A 14,926-nucleotide genomic window follows, 5' to 3' on the forward strand; every position below is an offset into this window, starting at 1 on the left:
CTTCCGCCGCCTCGGCCGCCGATCAGTCGAACGTGACCGCGTCCGACGTCCAGACCCCGGCGGCCGAGGCGGCGGAAGGCGACATCATCGTCACCGGCCTGCGGCAGTCGCTCGCCAATGCGCAGTCGATCAAGCGCAACGCCGACACCGTGGTCGATGCGATCACCGCCGAGGATATCGGCGCGCTTCCCGACCGGTCGGTCAACGAGGCGTTGCAGCGCGTCGCGGGCGTCGCGATCACGCGCTTCGCCGCCGCCACCGATACCGCTCACTTCTCGGTCGAAGGTTCCGGCGTCACGATCCGCGGGCTGAGCTACGTGCGCGGCGAGTTCAACGGCCGCGACAGCTTCGGCGTGTCGGGCGGGCGTGAGATCGGGTTCAACGACGTGCCGACCGAACTGGTCGGCTCGGTCGAGGTCTACAAGAACCTCACTGCCGACCTGATCGAGGGCGGCATCTCGGGCACGGTCAACATCAACACGCGCAAGCCGTTCGATACCAAGGACACGCTCGTCTATCTGTCGGGCAGCGTGAACTACGGCGATTTCGCCCGCCGCAGCGCGCCGGCGGTGGTCGGGCTGTTCTCCAAGCAGTGGGAGCTGGGCAATGGCGGTCGCTTCGGCCTGCTCGCCAGCGGCACCTACAACCAGCAGTATAGCCGCTCGGACTCGGTCTTCTACTCCGCGTTCATCCCGCGCTACAATGACGACGCCAACGGCAACGGCGTGCAGGACGCGGGCGAAGGCCGTATTATCAACCCCGGCACGCCGTATCAGGCGACCGCCTGGGACCATTATCCCGTGCCGTCGGGCCGCAATGTCGCTTATGTCCCGCTGGGCGCCGGATCGCGGTTGCAGCAGTTCGACCGCACCCGCATCGGTTATGCCGGCGGCGCGCAATATGAGAATGCACGCGGCAACCTGCTGGTCACCGCGCAATTCCTGCGGGCGGAATCGCGTCAGACGTGGCTGGACCGCACCGTCGAGCCGAACGTCTATTACGCCGACGCCAACCAGATCTTCCCGCAGGGGTACAATCCCGGTGCGCCGCTGGCGGGGCAGAACTTCGCCCAGCCGACGTATGACTCCAACGGCCTGTTCACCTCGGGCACGCTGATCCGCAACGGTGGCGGGCAGTACAACACGCTCGCGAACCGCTACTTCGACACCGACGGGTCGACGCAGGATCAGTCGCTGAACGTGAAGTGGGATCCCACCGACCGGCTGCACCTGAACTTCGACGGACAATATGTCTTCTCGAAGGGGCGCGATTCCGACGACGTGTTCGAACTGGCGACCTTCTCCGGCGTCGCCCTGGACGGGCGCGGCGCGGTGCCGCAGATCGGGGTGATCCCGCCGAACGGGCAGAGCGCGGCGGCCTATTTCAGCGATCCGAGCAAGATCTTCATCCGCGACGGGATGAACAACCGCACCAACAGCGACGGCGACGAATGGGCGTTCAAGGCCGATGCGCAATATGACGTCTCGGAGGATTCGTTCCTGCGTAAGGTGCGGGTCGGCGGCCGCTATGCGAAGCGCGACCAGACGGTGAAGACCAACGACTACAACAATTGGGGCGCCGTGTCCGATACCTGGACCTCGGGCGGCCCGGCGACGGTCGACAAATATCCGGGAGCGGTCAACGCGATCAACTTCCCCGACTTCTTCCGTGGTCAGGCGGTCATGCCGCCGACGACCTGGGGGCTGCGTGACGCGTTGTTGACCAACCACGACGCCGTGACCGAGGTGATGCGTCAGGCGACCAAGGCGTCCGGCGGCGGCTACACGCCGCTGGAGGATCGCGGCACCGACCTGATCGACGGCTATTTCCGGCCGAACGAAGTCTATAAGCTGCGCGAGGAAACCTACGCCGCTTACGCGCGCGTCGATTTCGGTGCCGACAACATCGGCGGCGGGCAGACCAGCCTGTCGGGCAATATCGGCCTGCGCTGGGTGCACACCCGCGACGAATCGACCGGCGGCGTCACCTTCCCGCAGATCAGTTCGACGATCGGCAATTTCGCGACCGTCGCGGCCTATTGCGCCTCGGACAATCCGTCCGGCACGATTCGCCCGATCTGTACGCTCACCCCGGCGCAGCAGGCGGCGATCGTCGCCTTCTCGAACGGCGCATCGACCACCGATGTCGCGCGGCAGAACTTCGACAAGTTCCTGCCCAGCCTGAACATCAAATATCAGGTCTCGCCGACGCTGCTGTTCCGTCTCGCCGCGTCGAAGGCGATCTCGCGCCCGGCGTTCACCGATCTGCGCAACTTCGTCGGCCTCAGCCCGTCGGGCGGCAACACGACCGGTTCGTATGGCTTCCAGTCGTCGGCACGTAATCCGTATCTGAAGCCGGTCGATGCCAAGCAGGTCGATCTGACCGCCGAATGGTATTTCGCGAAGGTCGGCTCGCTGACGGGTGCGGTGTTCTACAAGGAATTGTCGAACATCATCCTCGACAATTATGGGTTCGTCCGCGATTTCACCAACAACGGCCAGACGTTCGGCGTGTCGGTGAACGGCCCGGCGAATGCGCCGGGCAAGGCGCATATCAAGGGCGCGGAAATCTCGTATCAGCAGACCTACGACTTCCTGCCGGGCGCGTTGCGCGGGTTGGGGACGCAGGCGACCTTCACCTATGTCGATCCGGGCAAGATCCCGAACTCGACGCCGAACAACGGCCCCGCCGACGGCAGCCGCCCGCCGGTGGATGTCTCGGGCCTGTACAGCACGCTGCCGCTGGCGCAGTTGTCGAAGTACAATTTCAACGTCTCGGCCTTCTATGACTTTGCCGGCATCTATGCCCGCGTCGCCTATAGCTGGCGGTCGAAGTATCTGCTGACCAACCGCGACTGCTGCTTCCCGTTCCTGCCGGTCTATTCGCTGGCCACCGGCCAAGCGGACGCCTCGCTGTTCTATACGGTCAACCGGCAGTTCAAGATTGGCGTACAGGTGCAGAACCTGTTCGACACGACGACGAAGACGACGTTCGCGTTGAACAAGGAAGGTCTGGAAGCGCCGCGCTCCTACTTCAAGAGCGACCGGCAGTTCCAGTTGAGCGTTCGCCTGACGCTCTGATCCGGTTCGGGCCGCGACTCACGCGTCGCGGCCCGCTCTTCAGCGCGGCTCGGTCGCGGTCAGGAAGGCCGATACCCACACCAGCGGCGCGTTCCAGTTGATCGCGACCTCGTTCATCGTGAACGCGCGCCAGTCGTCCACCCAGCAGGTCTGGCCGACACACGTTCCCTTCATGCGCGCGGCGACCGGATCGGTCATCGCGGTGGCATTCGGACCGCCCGACACCACGCCCGCCGGGGGCACCGGATAGCGCGCATCGGCGGCATGGGCCCAGAAGCGATGATGCGGCTGACGCACTGTCCGCGCCCCGAACCCCGTGACATAGGAACGGTCGAGCGCATTGCGGCCCAGCAGATAATCCATCACGTCGACCACGGCATCCCGCAGCGCCGGCCGATGCGCGAACTGCCAGGCACCGCCCAGGATCATCGCCCGGTTGAGCAGCGTCGAGTTCGACCCCCAGCCGAACGCCGCGCCCGTTAGGGGAAGACGGTAGCCACTCGTTCGCCGCTCGGCGAGCAACGCGTCCGCGCGATGCGTCAGCGTCACGCGTGCGCGGTCGCGAATGGCGAGCGGCACCGCTGTCGTGCCGTTCGCCAGTGTCATGACGCCCGCGATGTCGGTACGCCCCCAACTGAGATCGCCGGCCGGTGAATCGAGCAGCGGTGATCGCGCCACCACCGCCGCGAACGATGCCTCGCCCGTCGTGGCGAGCAGTTCGGCCGCTGCCCAGAAGCGCTCGTCGGCCAAGTCGCCATCGCCATAGCCGCCGCTGCCGGCAAAGTCGGAACTCGCGAGCAGGGCCGGGTAGCGCTCCGCCGCCGCCCAGCCACGCCGCGCCGCCGCCAGCGCGCGCGCCGCGAACGCGGGATCGATCGTCCGCCACACCCGCGCCGCCTGCGCCGCGACCGCGACCATGTTGAGGGTGGCGGCGGTCGTCGGGGGATAGAGGAAGCGCGGCATCGGATCATCGGCGGGCGCCATCGGCAGCCCGGTCCAGCGTTCGTCGGCGACCTTGGCATGGACCAGCCCGCCGGCATCGATCTCCTCGAAGCGCGTGGCCGGCGCGCGTCCGCCCGCGTCGCGCGCGACACGCAGGCGGCGTCCTTCCGGCACCTGCATCGCCATCAGGAACTCGATTTCCACGCGTGCTTCGTCCAGCAGGTCGTCGATGCCATTGCCGCGTTCGGGCAGCGACAGCGTACCGTCGGCGAACAGGTCGCGCCGTCCCCAGTCGGTCAGCCGCTGATGCAGGTCCAGCAACGTCCACGCGCTGATCCCGCCGTTGACGACATATTTTCCGTGATCGCCGGCATCGTACCAGCCGCCGGTCACGTCCAGTCGATAGTCGCAGCCCGGCCATGCGACCCCGCGCGTGTCGCGCCCCGCGAAGCAGGTCACGCGCTCCGCCGGATGCCCGGCCGCACGCGCCAGATCCGGCCGCTCGACCAGATCGGCGCGGATCGGCACGCCGCTGCGCTGTTGATAGAAGAAGCTCATTGCCGCCCGCGTCACGTCCGCGAAGGGCAGGGGGGCGATCCGGAACGGGTGGCTCGTGGCGCCGCCGGCCGTCAGGCGATAGCCGTCGCCTGGCACGGTAAAGGACGAAAAGTCGATGACCTGAATCCGTTCGCCAGACGATGCGTCACGACCGAACGGACGCGTCTTGCCCCGCAGCCGGACGGTGCCGGCGTGGTCGATCAAGGTCCAGGATCGCGCGCGCTCGCCGCCGTCCGCCAGCACCGCGATCTTGGCGCTCGCTGGTGCGAAGCCGATCTGGTCCAGCCGGATCGCCACCGGCGGCGGCTCCTCCGCTTGCGCGCTGGCCGTCACCAGCCAGAGGGCGGTCGCCGCCGCGAACAACGCTTTCATATCCGTCGCCTCTTCGATGTGGGCTTACGCCGTCACTGCCAGCGTAGCCCCGCCCTGACGACGCCGGATCACGGTCGCATTATCTGCACTATAACATGCTGATATTGCGCATCAATCAGTACTGATCCGGTGCGATCGGCGGCAGCGCGGCCTCGCATGTTCCGCGCAGGATTGCATCGAGATGGCGCACCACCGCCGCCACGTCGGGCAGATCGGGGACGGTCGGCCCGGCGATCGGCTGGCCGAGCCGCGCCGCCGCCGCCGCGACCAGATCGTCGATCTCGCCGCGGTCCATTTTCAGGAAGCGCCGCAGCGTGTCTTCCGGGCGCGGCACGACGCCCTCTCCATACCAGGGCGCCAGTGCGTCGCGGACGGCCGGCGCGATGCGCGGATCGGCATCGGTGAACGCCGCGTCGAAGTCGCCGATCGTCCACGCGGCGCGTTCGGCCACCGCGCCACGCACGCGGCGCACCATCGTCCAGTTCACCCACAACATGCCGACGACGTACAGCGCCGTCAGCGCGGCGACCTTCTGCCAGCCGGTCACGCGCGCGCGACGACGCCCGCTTCGTTATAACGCAGCGCCTTCAGCACCGTGTCGACGATCGCCTCGGCATCCAGCCGCGCCTCGGCATATTGCACCTCGGGTTTGTCCTGGTCCTGGAACAGGTCGGGCAGCCGCATCGTGCGGATCCGCAGCCCGCTGTCGGTCAGCCCCTCGTCCGAAGCCATCGTCAGGACGTGCGCGCCGAGGCCGCCGATCGCATTCTCCTCGATCGTCACCGCCACTTCGTGCGACGTCAGCAGCCGCCGGATCAGCGCCTCGTCCAGCGGCTTGGCGAAGCGCAGGTCGGCGACGGTCGTGCTCAGCCCCTTGGCCTCCAGCGTGTCGGCGGCCTTCAGCGCCTCGGTCAGCCGGGTGCCCAGCGACAGGATCGCGACCTTCTTGCCCTCGCGCACCACACGGCCCTTGCCGATCTCCAGTGCGACCGGCTCTTCGGGCAGCGCCACTCCCGTGCCGTTGCCGCGCGGATAGCGAACCGCGATCGGGCCGCTGTCATGCTCGATGCAGGTCTGCACCATATGGACCAGCTCCGCCTCGTCGGCGGCCGCCATCACGACGAAATTGGGCAATGTCGCCAGATAGGTGACGTCGAAGCTGCCCGCATGCGTCGCGCCGTCGGCGCCGACCAGCCCGGCGCGGTCGATCGCGAAGCGCACCGGCAGGTTCTGGATCGCCACGTCATGCACCACCTGATCGTAGGCGCGTTGCAGGAACGTCGAATAGATCGCGCAGAACGGGCGCATCCCCTGCGCGGCCAGCCCGGCGGCGAAGGTCACCGCGTGCTGCTCGGCGATCCCGACGTCGAAGAAGCGATCGGGGTGCGCGCTGGCAAACTTGTCCAGCCCGGTGCCCGACGGCATCGCCGCCGTGATCGCGCAGATGCGATCGTCGCTCGCCGCCGCTTTGGTCAGCGCCTCGCCGAACACGTTCTGATAGGCGGGCGGTCCCGGCGGTGCCTTGGCCTGCGCGCCGGTAATGACGTCGAACTTCTGCACGCCGTGATATTTGTCGGCCGCGTTTTCGGCCGGGGCATAGCCCTTGCCTTTCTTGGTCACGACATGGACCAGGATCGGGCCTTCGGCGGCGTCGCGGACATTCTCCAGCACCGGGATCAGATGGTCGAGGTTGTGCCCGTCGATCGGCCCGACATAATAGAAGCCCAGCTCCTCGAACAGCGTGCCGCCCATCGTCATGCCGCGCGCATATTCGTCGGTCTTGCGCGCGGCGGACTGGAACCGGCGCGGCAGCCGCTTGGCGACGCGCTTCATCACCTCCCGCACGCCCAGGAACTCGCGGCTCGACACCATCCGCGACAGATAGGCGGACAGTCCACCGACCGGCGGCGCGATCGACATGTCGTTGTCGTTCAGGATCACGACCAGCCGGTTGCCCGCGGTCTCGGCGTTGTTCATGGCCTCATAGGCCATGCCGGCCGACATCGCGCCGTCGCCGATCACCGCGATCCCCTTGCCCGGCGTGCCGGCCAGCTTGCTGGCGGTCGCGAAACCCAGCGCGGCGGAGATCGAGGTCGAACTGTGCGCCGCGCCGAACGGATCGTACTCGCTCTCGCTGCGCTTGGTGAAGCCCGACAGCCCGCCGCCCTGGCGCAGCGTGCGGATCCGGTCGCGCCGTCCGGTCAGGATCTTGTGGGGATAGCATTGATGCCCGACGTCCCAGATCAGCCGGTCGTTGGGCGTGTCGAAGACATAATGGATCGCCACCGTCAGCTCGACCACGCCAAGCCCGGAACCGAGGTGCCCGCCGGTGGTGCCGACCGCTGAAATCGTCTCCTGCCGCAATTCGTCAGCGAGCTGTCGCAACTGTTCGGGCTTCAGGCGACGCAGGTCGGTGGGCGTATCGACGGTGTCGAGCAGCGGAGTGTTCGGGGTTTCGGCCATCCCACCCGAATAGCCGAGCGCAATCAGTGTGTCGATTGTCCGCTTGATCCCGCTCGGTCAGCCACTTGCGCGACGCAGGCGGCGCAGCGCCCGCGCACCTCGACCACCGGACGCTCCGCGGCAAAGCCCGCGGCATCCGCTGCCGCGCGCAAACCGCCGGTCAGCGAATCGTCGTCAAGATGGGTCGTCGTCCCGCATCCGTCGCACACCAGGAAGATGCAGTCGTGCCGACAACCGGGGTGGGCGTTGGCGACATAGGCGTTCGCGCTCTCGACCCGCAGCGCCAGGTTGGCGGCGACGAACAGGTCGAGGATCCGGTAGATGCTGTTGGCCGCGATCCGTCGACCTTCCGACCGCGACACCGCTTCGGCGATGTCGTAGGCGGAGGCGGGCTTCGCGAACGAGGACAGCGCGCCATAGACGTTGGCGCGCATCGCGGTCCATTGCTCGCCGGCGCGTTCCAGCGCCGCCTGCGCTGCGGCGCGCAGATCGTCGCCGTGCGGTTCGTGGTGGGAATGTGCGGCCATCATCTGGATTTAGGCGGCACGGGCAGTCGCGGCAAGCTCAGCCGTGTCGATGCCGGTTCAGCGCATGGCCTGCCGCCAGAACCGCCACCCCGACAATCGTCAGCATCGATTCGACGACATGTCCGCCTTCATGCGCGACCACCAGCGCCGACGCCATCAGCGACAGGCCGGTGACACCCAGCACGATCGGCAGCGTCCGGCCATGCCGGGCGATCCCGCGGGCGAACGCCACCGTGCCCAGCACGACCGCCAGCAGCAGCCCGCCTTCGTGGATCAACGGACTGCCCAGCAACCCGCCGGCGGTGGACAACGCCGCGATCATCACCGTCGTCGCGAGGCAGTGGACGACGCACGCCGCCGACAGCCACATCGCCCAGCGATCGAGTCGGCCGATCTTGCGGTCGTTGGATGCTTCAGGGGACATCATGCCTGTTAATATGCTCATCGCGTCGATGTTACAACGTCTCATTGATATTTTCTCGGCGCGTGACGAATGGCGACCGGGTCGTTAGGGGCGTGACGATGCGCCATGTTCTCGATGTCGAGCGCTCGATCCTCGGCCAGCCCTGGCGCTGGCGCGCGCTGGCCGCGGATCAGCGCGACGGGTTTGCACCCGACGATCTGCTCACCCAATTGCTGTTGGCCCGCGGCTGTCCGCGCGACGCGCTCGACGCGCACAAGCTGCCCTCGATCCGCGGCTTCATGCCCGATCCGTCGATCTTTCGCGATATGGACACCGCCGCCGCGCGGCTCGCCGACGCGGTAGTCGCGGGGGAATCGATCGCGATCTTCGGCGATTACGATGTGGATGGCGCCACCTCCTCGGCGGTGCTGGTCCTGCTGCTGCGCGCCCTGGGGCGGGAGGCGCGGGTCTATATCCCCGACCGTCTTACAGAGGGATATGGGCCGAGCGCCGGGGCGATGGAGCGGCTGGCGGCGGAGGGGGCGACGCTGATCGTGACCGTCGATTGCGGCGCGCAGGCGTTCGAGGCGCTGGCCGACGTGCGGTGCGACGTGATCGTGGTCGACCATCATCAATGCGCCACCCAATTGCCGCGCGCGGTGGCGGTGGTGAACCCCAACCGACGTGATGAAGGGGAGGGGGCGGCGCACGGCCATCTGGCGGCGGTCGGCGTATGTTTCCTGCTGGGCGCCGCACTGGTGCGCGAATTGCGCGGACGTGGTTTCTTTGCGGAGCGCGACGAGCCGCGTCTGCTTGACCTGCTCGATCTGGTCGCGCTCGGCACCGTCGCCGATGTCGCGCAGTTGCGCGGGCTCAACCGTGCCTTCGTCGCTCAGGGACTGAAGGTGATGGCGGCGCGGCGCAACCCCGGGTTGGCGGCGCTCGGCGAGGCGGCGCGATTGACCCGCGCGCCGACCGCGACCGACCTCGGCTTTGCGCTGGGGCCGCGCATCAACGCCGGCGGGCGGGTCGGACGCGCCGATCTGGGCGTGCGACTGCTCACCACCACCGATCCCGGCGAGGCGCGCGCGATCGCCACCGAACTCGACCGGCTGAACGAGGAGCGGCGCGCGATCGAGGCGATGGTCCAGGAGGGCGCGGAGGCGCTGCTCTGCCAGGATCGCGCGGTGTGCGTCGTGGCGGGTGAGGGCTGGCATCCCGGCGTGATCGGGATCGTCGCGGGGCGGCTGAAGGAAAAGCTCGGGCGCCCATCGATTGTCATCGCGCTGGACGAGAACGGCATCGGCAAGGGGTCGGGGCGTTCGATAACGGGCGTCGACCTTGGCGCGGCGGTGCTGGCGGCGCGCGAGCAGGGCCTGCTGATCGCGGGCGGGGGGCACGCGATGGCCGCCGGGCTGACGATCGCGGCGGATCAGGTCGCGGCGTTCGCCGACTGGCTCGACGCGCGCCTGGGTCGGGCAGTTGCGGAGGCGATCGCGGCGCGCGCGTTGCTCTTCGATTCGGTGGTGTCACCGGGCGGGGTCACACCCGCGCTGGTCGCGGCGCTGGAGGCCGGCGGTCCCTATGGCACCGGCTGGCCCGCCCCGCGCGTCGCGGTCGGCCCGGTTCGCGCGGTGAAGGTCGATGTCGTCGGCAACGGCCACGTCCGCGCGATCGTGGCGGGCGATGATGGCCGCAGCCTGAAGGCGATGGCCTTTCGTGCCGCCGATACCGCTCTGGGTCAGGCGTTGCTGGCGGCCGGTCCGTCGCGCCGGCTATGGCTGGCCGGCCGTGCGCGACGTGACGACTGGAGCGGACGTGATGTGGCCGAATTGCACCTTGATGACGCCGCCTGGGCGAATTGATCGCGGAGACGCTTGACCCGCCGCGACAATACGCCTAGGCGGCTCCGCACCGCAGCGGCCCCTTCGTCTAGCGGTTAGGACGCGGCCCTTTCACGGCTGAAGCACGGGTTCGATTCCCGTAGGGGTCACCACCTTGTTCGTGGTGCTTATCACGCAGCAGCGGCGGCGCCCGTCGCGCATTTCTCTATACCAATCCGCTGCCACCCACCCTGCGCCCCGCGACACTGCGGTCGTTCGTCGGCGCTTGCCTTTCCTTGTCGCACCTCCTACGTTGAACGCGTTAAACGGAGGGGCAAGTGCTCGGCGTCAGGCTCGACACGGAACTGGAAGAACGGCTCGCCAATGTCGCGCGCACGCAGGGGCGCAGCAAGAGCGACATCGCGCGCGAGGCGGTGCGGCGCTACGTCGAACTGCATGACGAGGCGTTTCGCCGCGAGGCGCGCCGCCAGTCGCAACGCGCATCCCGCCGCGATACGCATGAGGATTACGCCTTCTGGGAACGCGCCGAGCGGGAGGATGCCGCATGGCGCTGACCGAACCGGTCGAGATTCGCCACGGTGCGATCGTACTGGTCGCCGCGCCCGATGAGGCGAGCGGTGGACCGCGCCCGTGCGTCGTCGTGCAGGCGGATCTTTTCAACGACAGCCATGCCACGGTCACCGTCTGTCCGCTGACCCCGGTGGTCGGTGGCGAGGTGCTGTTTCGCGTCGCGATCTCGCCGCAGGAACACACCGGGCTGACGGTCGAGTGCGAGGTGCAGGTCGATCGCATCACCACCATCCGCCGTCATCGCATCGTCAAGCTGGTCGGCCATGCGTCGGCCACGCGCATGGAGCAGGTCGATCAGGCCTTGCGGCGCTGGCTCGCTTTGTAAGTTCAACAGGATAGGAAGAAAACATGACGCCGATCGTCAAGTCGATTCTGGACAAGTACGAAGCCACCAGCCCGGCCGTGAAGGCCAATCTGGCGCGCATCCTGATGCAGGGGAAGCTGGGCGGCACCGGCAAGCTCATCATCCTGCCCGTCGATCAGGGTTTCGAGCACGGCCCGGCGCGCAGCTTCGCGGTCAACCCACCCGCCTATGACCCGCACTACCACTACCAGCTCGCGATCGACGCCGGCCTGTCGGCCTATGCCGCGCCGCTGGGGATGCTGGAGGCCGGGGCGGACACGTTCGCGGGGCAGATCCCGACGATCCTGAAGGTCAACAGCTCGAACAGCTGGGCGACGCAGATCGCGCAGGCGCAGACCGGCAGCGTCGAGGATGCGCTGCGGCTCGGCTGCGCGGCGATCGGCTTCACCATCTATCCGGGCGCGGACGACATCTTCGCCGCGATGGAGCAGATTCGTGCGCTGCGCGAGGAAGCCGCGGCGGCGGGGCTGGCGACGGTGATCTGGAGCTATCCGCGCGGCGGCAAGCTCAGCAAGGACGGCGAACTGGCGCTCGACGTCGGCGCCTATGCCGCGCACATGGCGGCGCTGCTGGGCGCGCATATCATCAAGGTGAAGCTGCCGAGTGCGCATATCGAGCAGAAGGATGCGCAGAAGAGCTACGAGGGTACCGACTGGTCGAACCAGGCCGATCGCGTCCGCCACGTCGTTCAGTCCAGCTTCGCGGGGCGGCGGATCGTGGTGTTTTCGGGTGGTGCGGCCAAGGGAGCGGACGCGGTCTATCAGGACGCGCGCGACATTCGCGACGGAGGCGGCAACGGTTCGATCATCGGCCGCAACACGTTCCAGCGTGAGCGTGGCGAGGCGCTGGCGATGCTCGACAAGCTGGTGTCCATTTACAAGGGCGCGGAATGAGGGTGTGAGGGCGGGTGGTTTCGGCTGCCCGCCCTTGGTTCGCGCGGAGACGCGGAAGCGCAGAGAGCGCGCCCGAACGGCCGGGGTCTTGCGCAAGCGAGACAAAAGAACATTATCGGCTGCTGGTGCAGCCCGGCCATCGCCGTTGACGCAACCTCTCTGCGCCTCCGCGCCTCTGCGCGAGCAAAGATCCTTCGATCGCTCGCGGACCGCCGTAAAGCGCGAACGAACTTCCGCTCCCGCATCGAACCCGCTACGCGGAGCCGATGACTGACGACCCGCTCGGCCCGCTCGATCCCGATTTCGGCACCTCGTTCAAGCGCGACGACCGTCGCCCGCCGTGCCAGCTCTATCTCGTGTCGCCGCTCGACGTGACCGGCAGCTTTCCCGATCGGCTGAAGAGCGCGCTCGACGCAGGGCCGGTCGCCGCCTTCCAGTTCCGTGTGAAGGACGTCGATCAGCATAGCGCCGCGCGGCTCGCCGAGCCGCTCCAGCGGATCTGCGCCGATCGCGAGGTGGCGTTCATCGTCAACGATTCGATCAGCCTCGCCAAGCGGCTGGGCGCGGACGGCGTGCATCTGGGGCAGGAGGATGGCGACCCGCGCGAGGCGCGTGCCGCGCTCGGACCGGCGGCGCAGATCGGCGTCACCTGCCACGACAGCCGCCATCTGGCGATGGAAGCGGGTGAGGCGGGCGCCGATTATGTCGCGTTCGGCAGCTTCTATCCGACCACGACGAAACAGGTGAAGCACCGGCCGGAGCCGGTCATCCTGTCGTGGTGGCACGCCCTGTTCGAACTGCCCTCGGTCGCGATCGGCGGCATCACGCCGGACAATGCCGCGCCGTTGATCGCGGCGGGGGCGGACTTCATCGCCGCCAGCCACGCGGTATGGGGCGGGGATGAAGCGGCGGCGATCAAGGCGTTCGATGCGGTGTTGCGGGGCTGAGAGGTACCCGCTTCTCCCGTCATCCCGGCACAGGCCGGGGCCCAGCGTGCCGCTCATGCCCACGCCGATGAGTTCGTGGAGAGGTGGACCCCGGCCTTCGCCGGTGTGACGCTAGCGTTGCAGCAAGGATGAAGAGGTGGCGGCGTCGCCGCTGCGCCCGGGCAAGTCGCACTTGCCGTCATTGCGAGCGTGGCGAAGCAATCCAGGGTCGGACCATGACGCCCTGATCGCTTCGCTATGCTCGCAATGACGAAGGGGCGTGGACAACGACCCGATGGGCGTGGACCCGCAAGCGACAAAGTGCGTTGTTACGGCACCGAAATACGAGAGGTGCCCGTGAAGCGTATCGCCGCCGCCGCCCTGATCGCCGTTACCGCCCCCGCACTGGCGCAAACGGCGCGACCGCCGATCGATCCGGCGGTGATGAAGATGCAGGTGATACTCGACCGGCTCGGCTTCGGTCCCGGCATCATCGACGGGCGCGGCGGACAATCGCTGACCAACGCCATCAAGGGCTTTCAGGAAAGCCGTGGCCTTCGCGTCACCGGACAGCCCGATGCGTCGACGCTGGCGGCGCTCCGGCCGTACGAGGGGCTGCGCGCGACCCTGCCGGTCACGCTGGATGTGGCGGCGATGCGCGGGCCGTACGTGCCGACCATGCCGAAGGATTATGCCGATCAGGCCAAGCTCCCGTCAATGGCGTACAGCCGCCCGCTCGAAAAGCTCGCCGAACGGTTCCACACCACGCCGCAGGTGCTGGCGGAGCTGAACCCGGGCGTCACCACGATCGCGCCGGGAACGAAGATCACCGTGCCCAACACCTTTCCGTCGTCGCGCGCCTACCCCGCCGATGCGACGCCCGTGTGGCGCGCCACGCTCGCCTCGCTCAATGTCGAGGGGGCGGTGCCGCAGGCGGAGAAGATCGTCGTCGACAAGTCCGAGGGCATTCTGCGCGTCTATGACGCGAACGACCGACTGGTCGCCTCCTATACCGCCACGATCGGTTCGGCGCGCGACCCGCTGCCGCTGGGCAGTTGGAAGGTCCTGCACGTCTCGCCCAATCCCGACTGGAAGATGAACCCGAAGATCCTGAAGGGCGTGCCCGACAGCAAGCAGGCGCAGATCATTCCGCCCGGCCCGAACAATCCGGTCGGGGTCGTGTGGATCGATCTCAGCAAGGAACATTACGGCATCCACGGCACCAGTGAGCCGCAGCAGATCGGACGGGCGCAGTCGAACGGCTGCGTGCGGCTGACCAACTGGGACGCGGCGCGCGTGGCGCTGATGGTGAAGGGTGGCACGCCGGTGATATTCCGGGCCTGATCGTGACGAAGCTCGGCTGGTCGATCCTGGCACTGATCCTGCTGGTCGGGGCGGGATTTGCGTCGCTGGTGTCGATCGGATCGTCACCGCCGACGCCCGCGATCACTCCGGTAGCGCCGCCGTCCGCCACCATCGCGGCGGATACGGCGCTCCCCGTGCCGGTCGAGGGCGTCGCGCGTGCCGCGCTCGTCGATACCTGGGGGCAGTCGCGGGCGGGCGGCGAGCGCCGCCATGATGCGATCGATATCACGGCGGCGCGCGGCACGCCGGTCATCGCGGTGACGGACGGCCGGATCGAGAAATTGTTCGAAAGCGTCGACGGCGGGCACACGATCTATCTGCGCACGCCCGATGGCGGCACCATCTATTATTACGCGCACCTCGACCGCTATCGCCCCGGCCTGCACGAAGGCGAGGCCGTGCGGCGTGGGGAGCGGATCGCGACGGTCGGCGCGACCGGCAATGCCAGTCCCGACGCGCCGCATCTGCACTTCTCGGTCAAGCGGATGGCGGCGGGCGATGGCTGGGCGGCGGGGCAGGCGGTCAACCCCTATCCGCTCCTTGCCGAAGCGCGCGCCAGCCGCTAAGTCGCCGCGATCGGCGCCCGTGGACGACCACCGGCGCCCGGCTCTTTTACAAC

Annotated in this window: 13 protein-coding genes and 1 tRNA gene; 9 read left to right on the plus strand and 5 right to left on the minus strand. The window is 67.9% G+C overall.

Annotation, left to right across the window (positions count from 1 at the left end; translation table 11 throughout):
* Nucleotides 1–3,080 (plus strand): TonB-dependent receptor (locus NS334_RS12130; protein WP_058756225.1); only part of this gene is annotated, 3,080 nt, incomplete at its 5' end.
* A gap of 39 nt (nt 3,081–3,119) precedes the next feature.
* On the opposite strand, the gene NS334_RS12135 is transcribed toward NS334_RS12130, so the two are convergent.
* From NS334_RS12135 to NS334_RS12155, 5 genes are all read right to left on the minus strand, one after another.
* Complete coding sequence (locus NS334_RS12135; protein ID WP_058756226.1) at nt 3,120–4,952, minus strand: glycoside hydrolase family 9 protein; 1,833 nt, start codon at nt 4,950–4,952, stop codon at nt 3,120–3,122.
* 115 nt (nt 4,953–5,067) lie between these two features.
* Complete coding sequence (locus NS334_RS12140; RefSeq protein ID WP_058756227.1) at nt 5,068–5,499, minus strand: hypothetical protein; 432 nt, start codon at nt 5,497–5,499, stop codon at nt 5,068–5,070.
* A complete protein-coding gene (dxs, locus tag NS334_RS12145) occupies nt 5,496–7,415 on the minus strand; it encodes a 1-deoxy-D-xylulose-5-phosphate synthase (protein ID WP_058756228.1) in 1,920 nt (639 codons plus the stop codon). Before dxs ends, NS334_RS12140 begins: the two co-directional genes overlap by 4 nt.
* A 23-nt stretch (nt 7,416–7,438) precedes the next feature.
* Nucleotides 7,439–7,942: a Fur family transcriptional regulator gene (locus tag NS334_RS12150; protein ID WP_058756247.1), complete on the minus strand. Its 504-nt coding sequence runs from the start codon at nt 7,940–7,942 to the stop codon at nt 7,439–7,441.
* Nucleotides 7,943–7,979: 37 nt separating this feature from the next.
* A complete protein-coding gene (locus tag NS334_RS12155) occupies nt 7,980–8,369 on the minus strand; it encodes a MerC domain-containing protein (RefSeq protein WP_083500441.1) in 390 nt (129 codons plus the stop codon).
* Between the two features lie 95 nt (nt 8,370–8,464).
* On the opposite strand from NS334_RS12155, the gene recJ reads away from it, so the two are divergent.
* The 8 genes from recJ to NS334_RS12195 all read left to right on the plus strand — a co-directional run bounded on the left by recJ (nt 8,465) and on the right by NS334_RS12195 (nt 14,873).
* The gene (gene recJ, locus NS334_RS12160; RefSeq protein WP_058756249.1) at nt 8,465–10,210 is read left to right on the plus strand and encodes a single-stranded-DNA-specific exonuclease RecJ; all 1,746 of its coding nucleotides are present in this window, start codon (nt 8,465–8,467) and stop codon (nt 10,208–10,210) included.
* A 56-nt stretch (nt 10,211–10,266) separates the two neighbouring features.
* Nucleotides 10,267–10,341, plus strand: a tRNA-Glu gene (locus NS334_RS12165).
* Between the two features lie 165 nt (nt 10,342–10,506).
* A complete protein-coding gene (locus tag NS334_RS12170) occupies nt 10,507–10,743 on the plus strand; it encodes a ribbon-helix-helix protein, CopG family (RefSeq protein WP_058756229.1) in 237 nt (78 codons plus the stop codon).
* Nucleotides 10,734–11,084, plus strand: coding sequence for a type II toxin-antitoxin system PemK/MazF family toxin (locus NS334_RS12175; RefSeq protein ID WP_058756230.1), 351 nt, complete (start codon nt 10,734–10,736; stop codon nt 11,082–11,084). Before NS334_RS12170 ends, NS334_RS12175 begins: the two co-directional genes overlap by 10 nt.
* 23 nt (nt 11,085–11,107) lie before the next feature.
* The gene (locus NS334_RS12180; RefSeq protein ID WP_058756231.1) at nt 11,108–12,016 is read left to right on the plus strand and encodes a class I fructose-bisphosphate aldolase; all 909 of its coding nucleotides are present in this window, start codon (nt 11,108–11,110) and stop codon (nt 12,014–12,016) included.
* Nucleotides 12,017–12,282: 266 nt separating this feature from the next.
* Nucleotides 12,283–12,963 carry a thiamine phosphate synthase gene (gene thiE, locus NS334_RS12185; protein ID WP_058756232.1) on the plus strand — a complete coding sequence of 227 codons (681 nt, stop codon included), beginning with the start codon at nt 12,283–12,285 and terminating at the stop codon, nt 12,961–12,963.
* Nucleotides 12,964–13,299: 336 nt separating this feature from the next.
* Entirely contained in the window at nt 13,300–14,286 is a 987-nt protein-coding gene (locus NS334_RS12190; RefSeq protein ID WP_058756233.1) for a L,D-transpeptidase family protein, read from the plus strand.
* A gap of 2 nt (nt 14,287–14,288) precedes the next feature.
* Nucleotides 14,289–14,873: a M23 family metallopeptidase gene (locus tag NS334_RS12195; RefSeq protein WP_058756234.1), complete on the plus strand. Its 585-nt coding sequence runs from the start codon at nt 14,289–14,291 to the stop codon at nt 14,871–14,873.
* Nucleotides 14,874–14,926: the final 53 nt, after the last annotated feature.

Source organism: Sphingomonas endophytica (assembly GCF_001476895.1).
GTDB classification, from domain to species: Bacteria; Pseudomonadota; Alphaproteobacteria; order Sphingomonadales; family Sphingomonadaceae; genus Sphingomonas; species Sphingomonas endophytica_A.

Coding starts and splice junctions, on each gene's coding strand:
- NS334_RS12175 (WP_058756230.1), top strand. CDS start 10,734: ATGGCGCTGACCGAACCGGTCGAGATTCGCCACGGTGCGATCGTACTG.
- thiE (WP_058756232.1), top strand. CDS start 12,283: ATGACTGACGACCCGCTCGGCCCGCTCGATCCCGATTTCGGCACCTCG.
- NS334_RS12150 (WP_058756247.1), bottom strand. CDS start 7,942: ATGGCCGCACATTCCCACCACGAACCGCACGGCGACGATCTGCGCGCC.
- NS334_RS12135 (WP_058756226.1), bottom strand. CDS start 4,952: ATGAAAGCGTTGTTCGCGGCGGCGACCGCCCTCTGGCTGGTGACGGCC.
- dxs (WP_058756228.1), bottom strand. CDS start 7,415: ATGGCCGAAACCCCGAACACTCCGCTGCTCGACACCGTCGATACGCCC.
- NS334_RS12155 (WP_083500441.1), bottom strand. CDS start 8,369: ATGATGTCCCCTGAAGCATCCAACGACCGCAAGATCGGCCGACTCGAT.
- NS334_RS12180 (WP_058756231.1), top strand. CDS start 11,108: ATGACGCCGATCGTCAAGTCGATTCTGGACAAGTACGAAGCCACCAGC.
- recJ (WP_058756249.1), top strand. CDS start 8,465: ATGCGCCATGTTCTCGATGTCGAGCGCTCGATCCTCGGCCAGCCCTGG.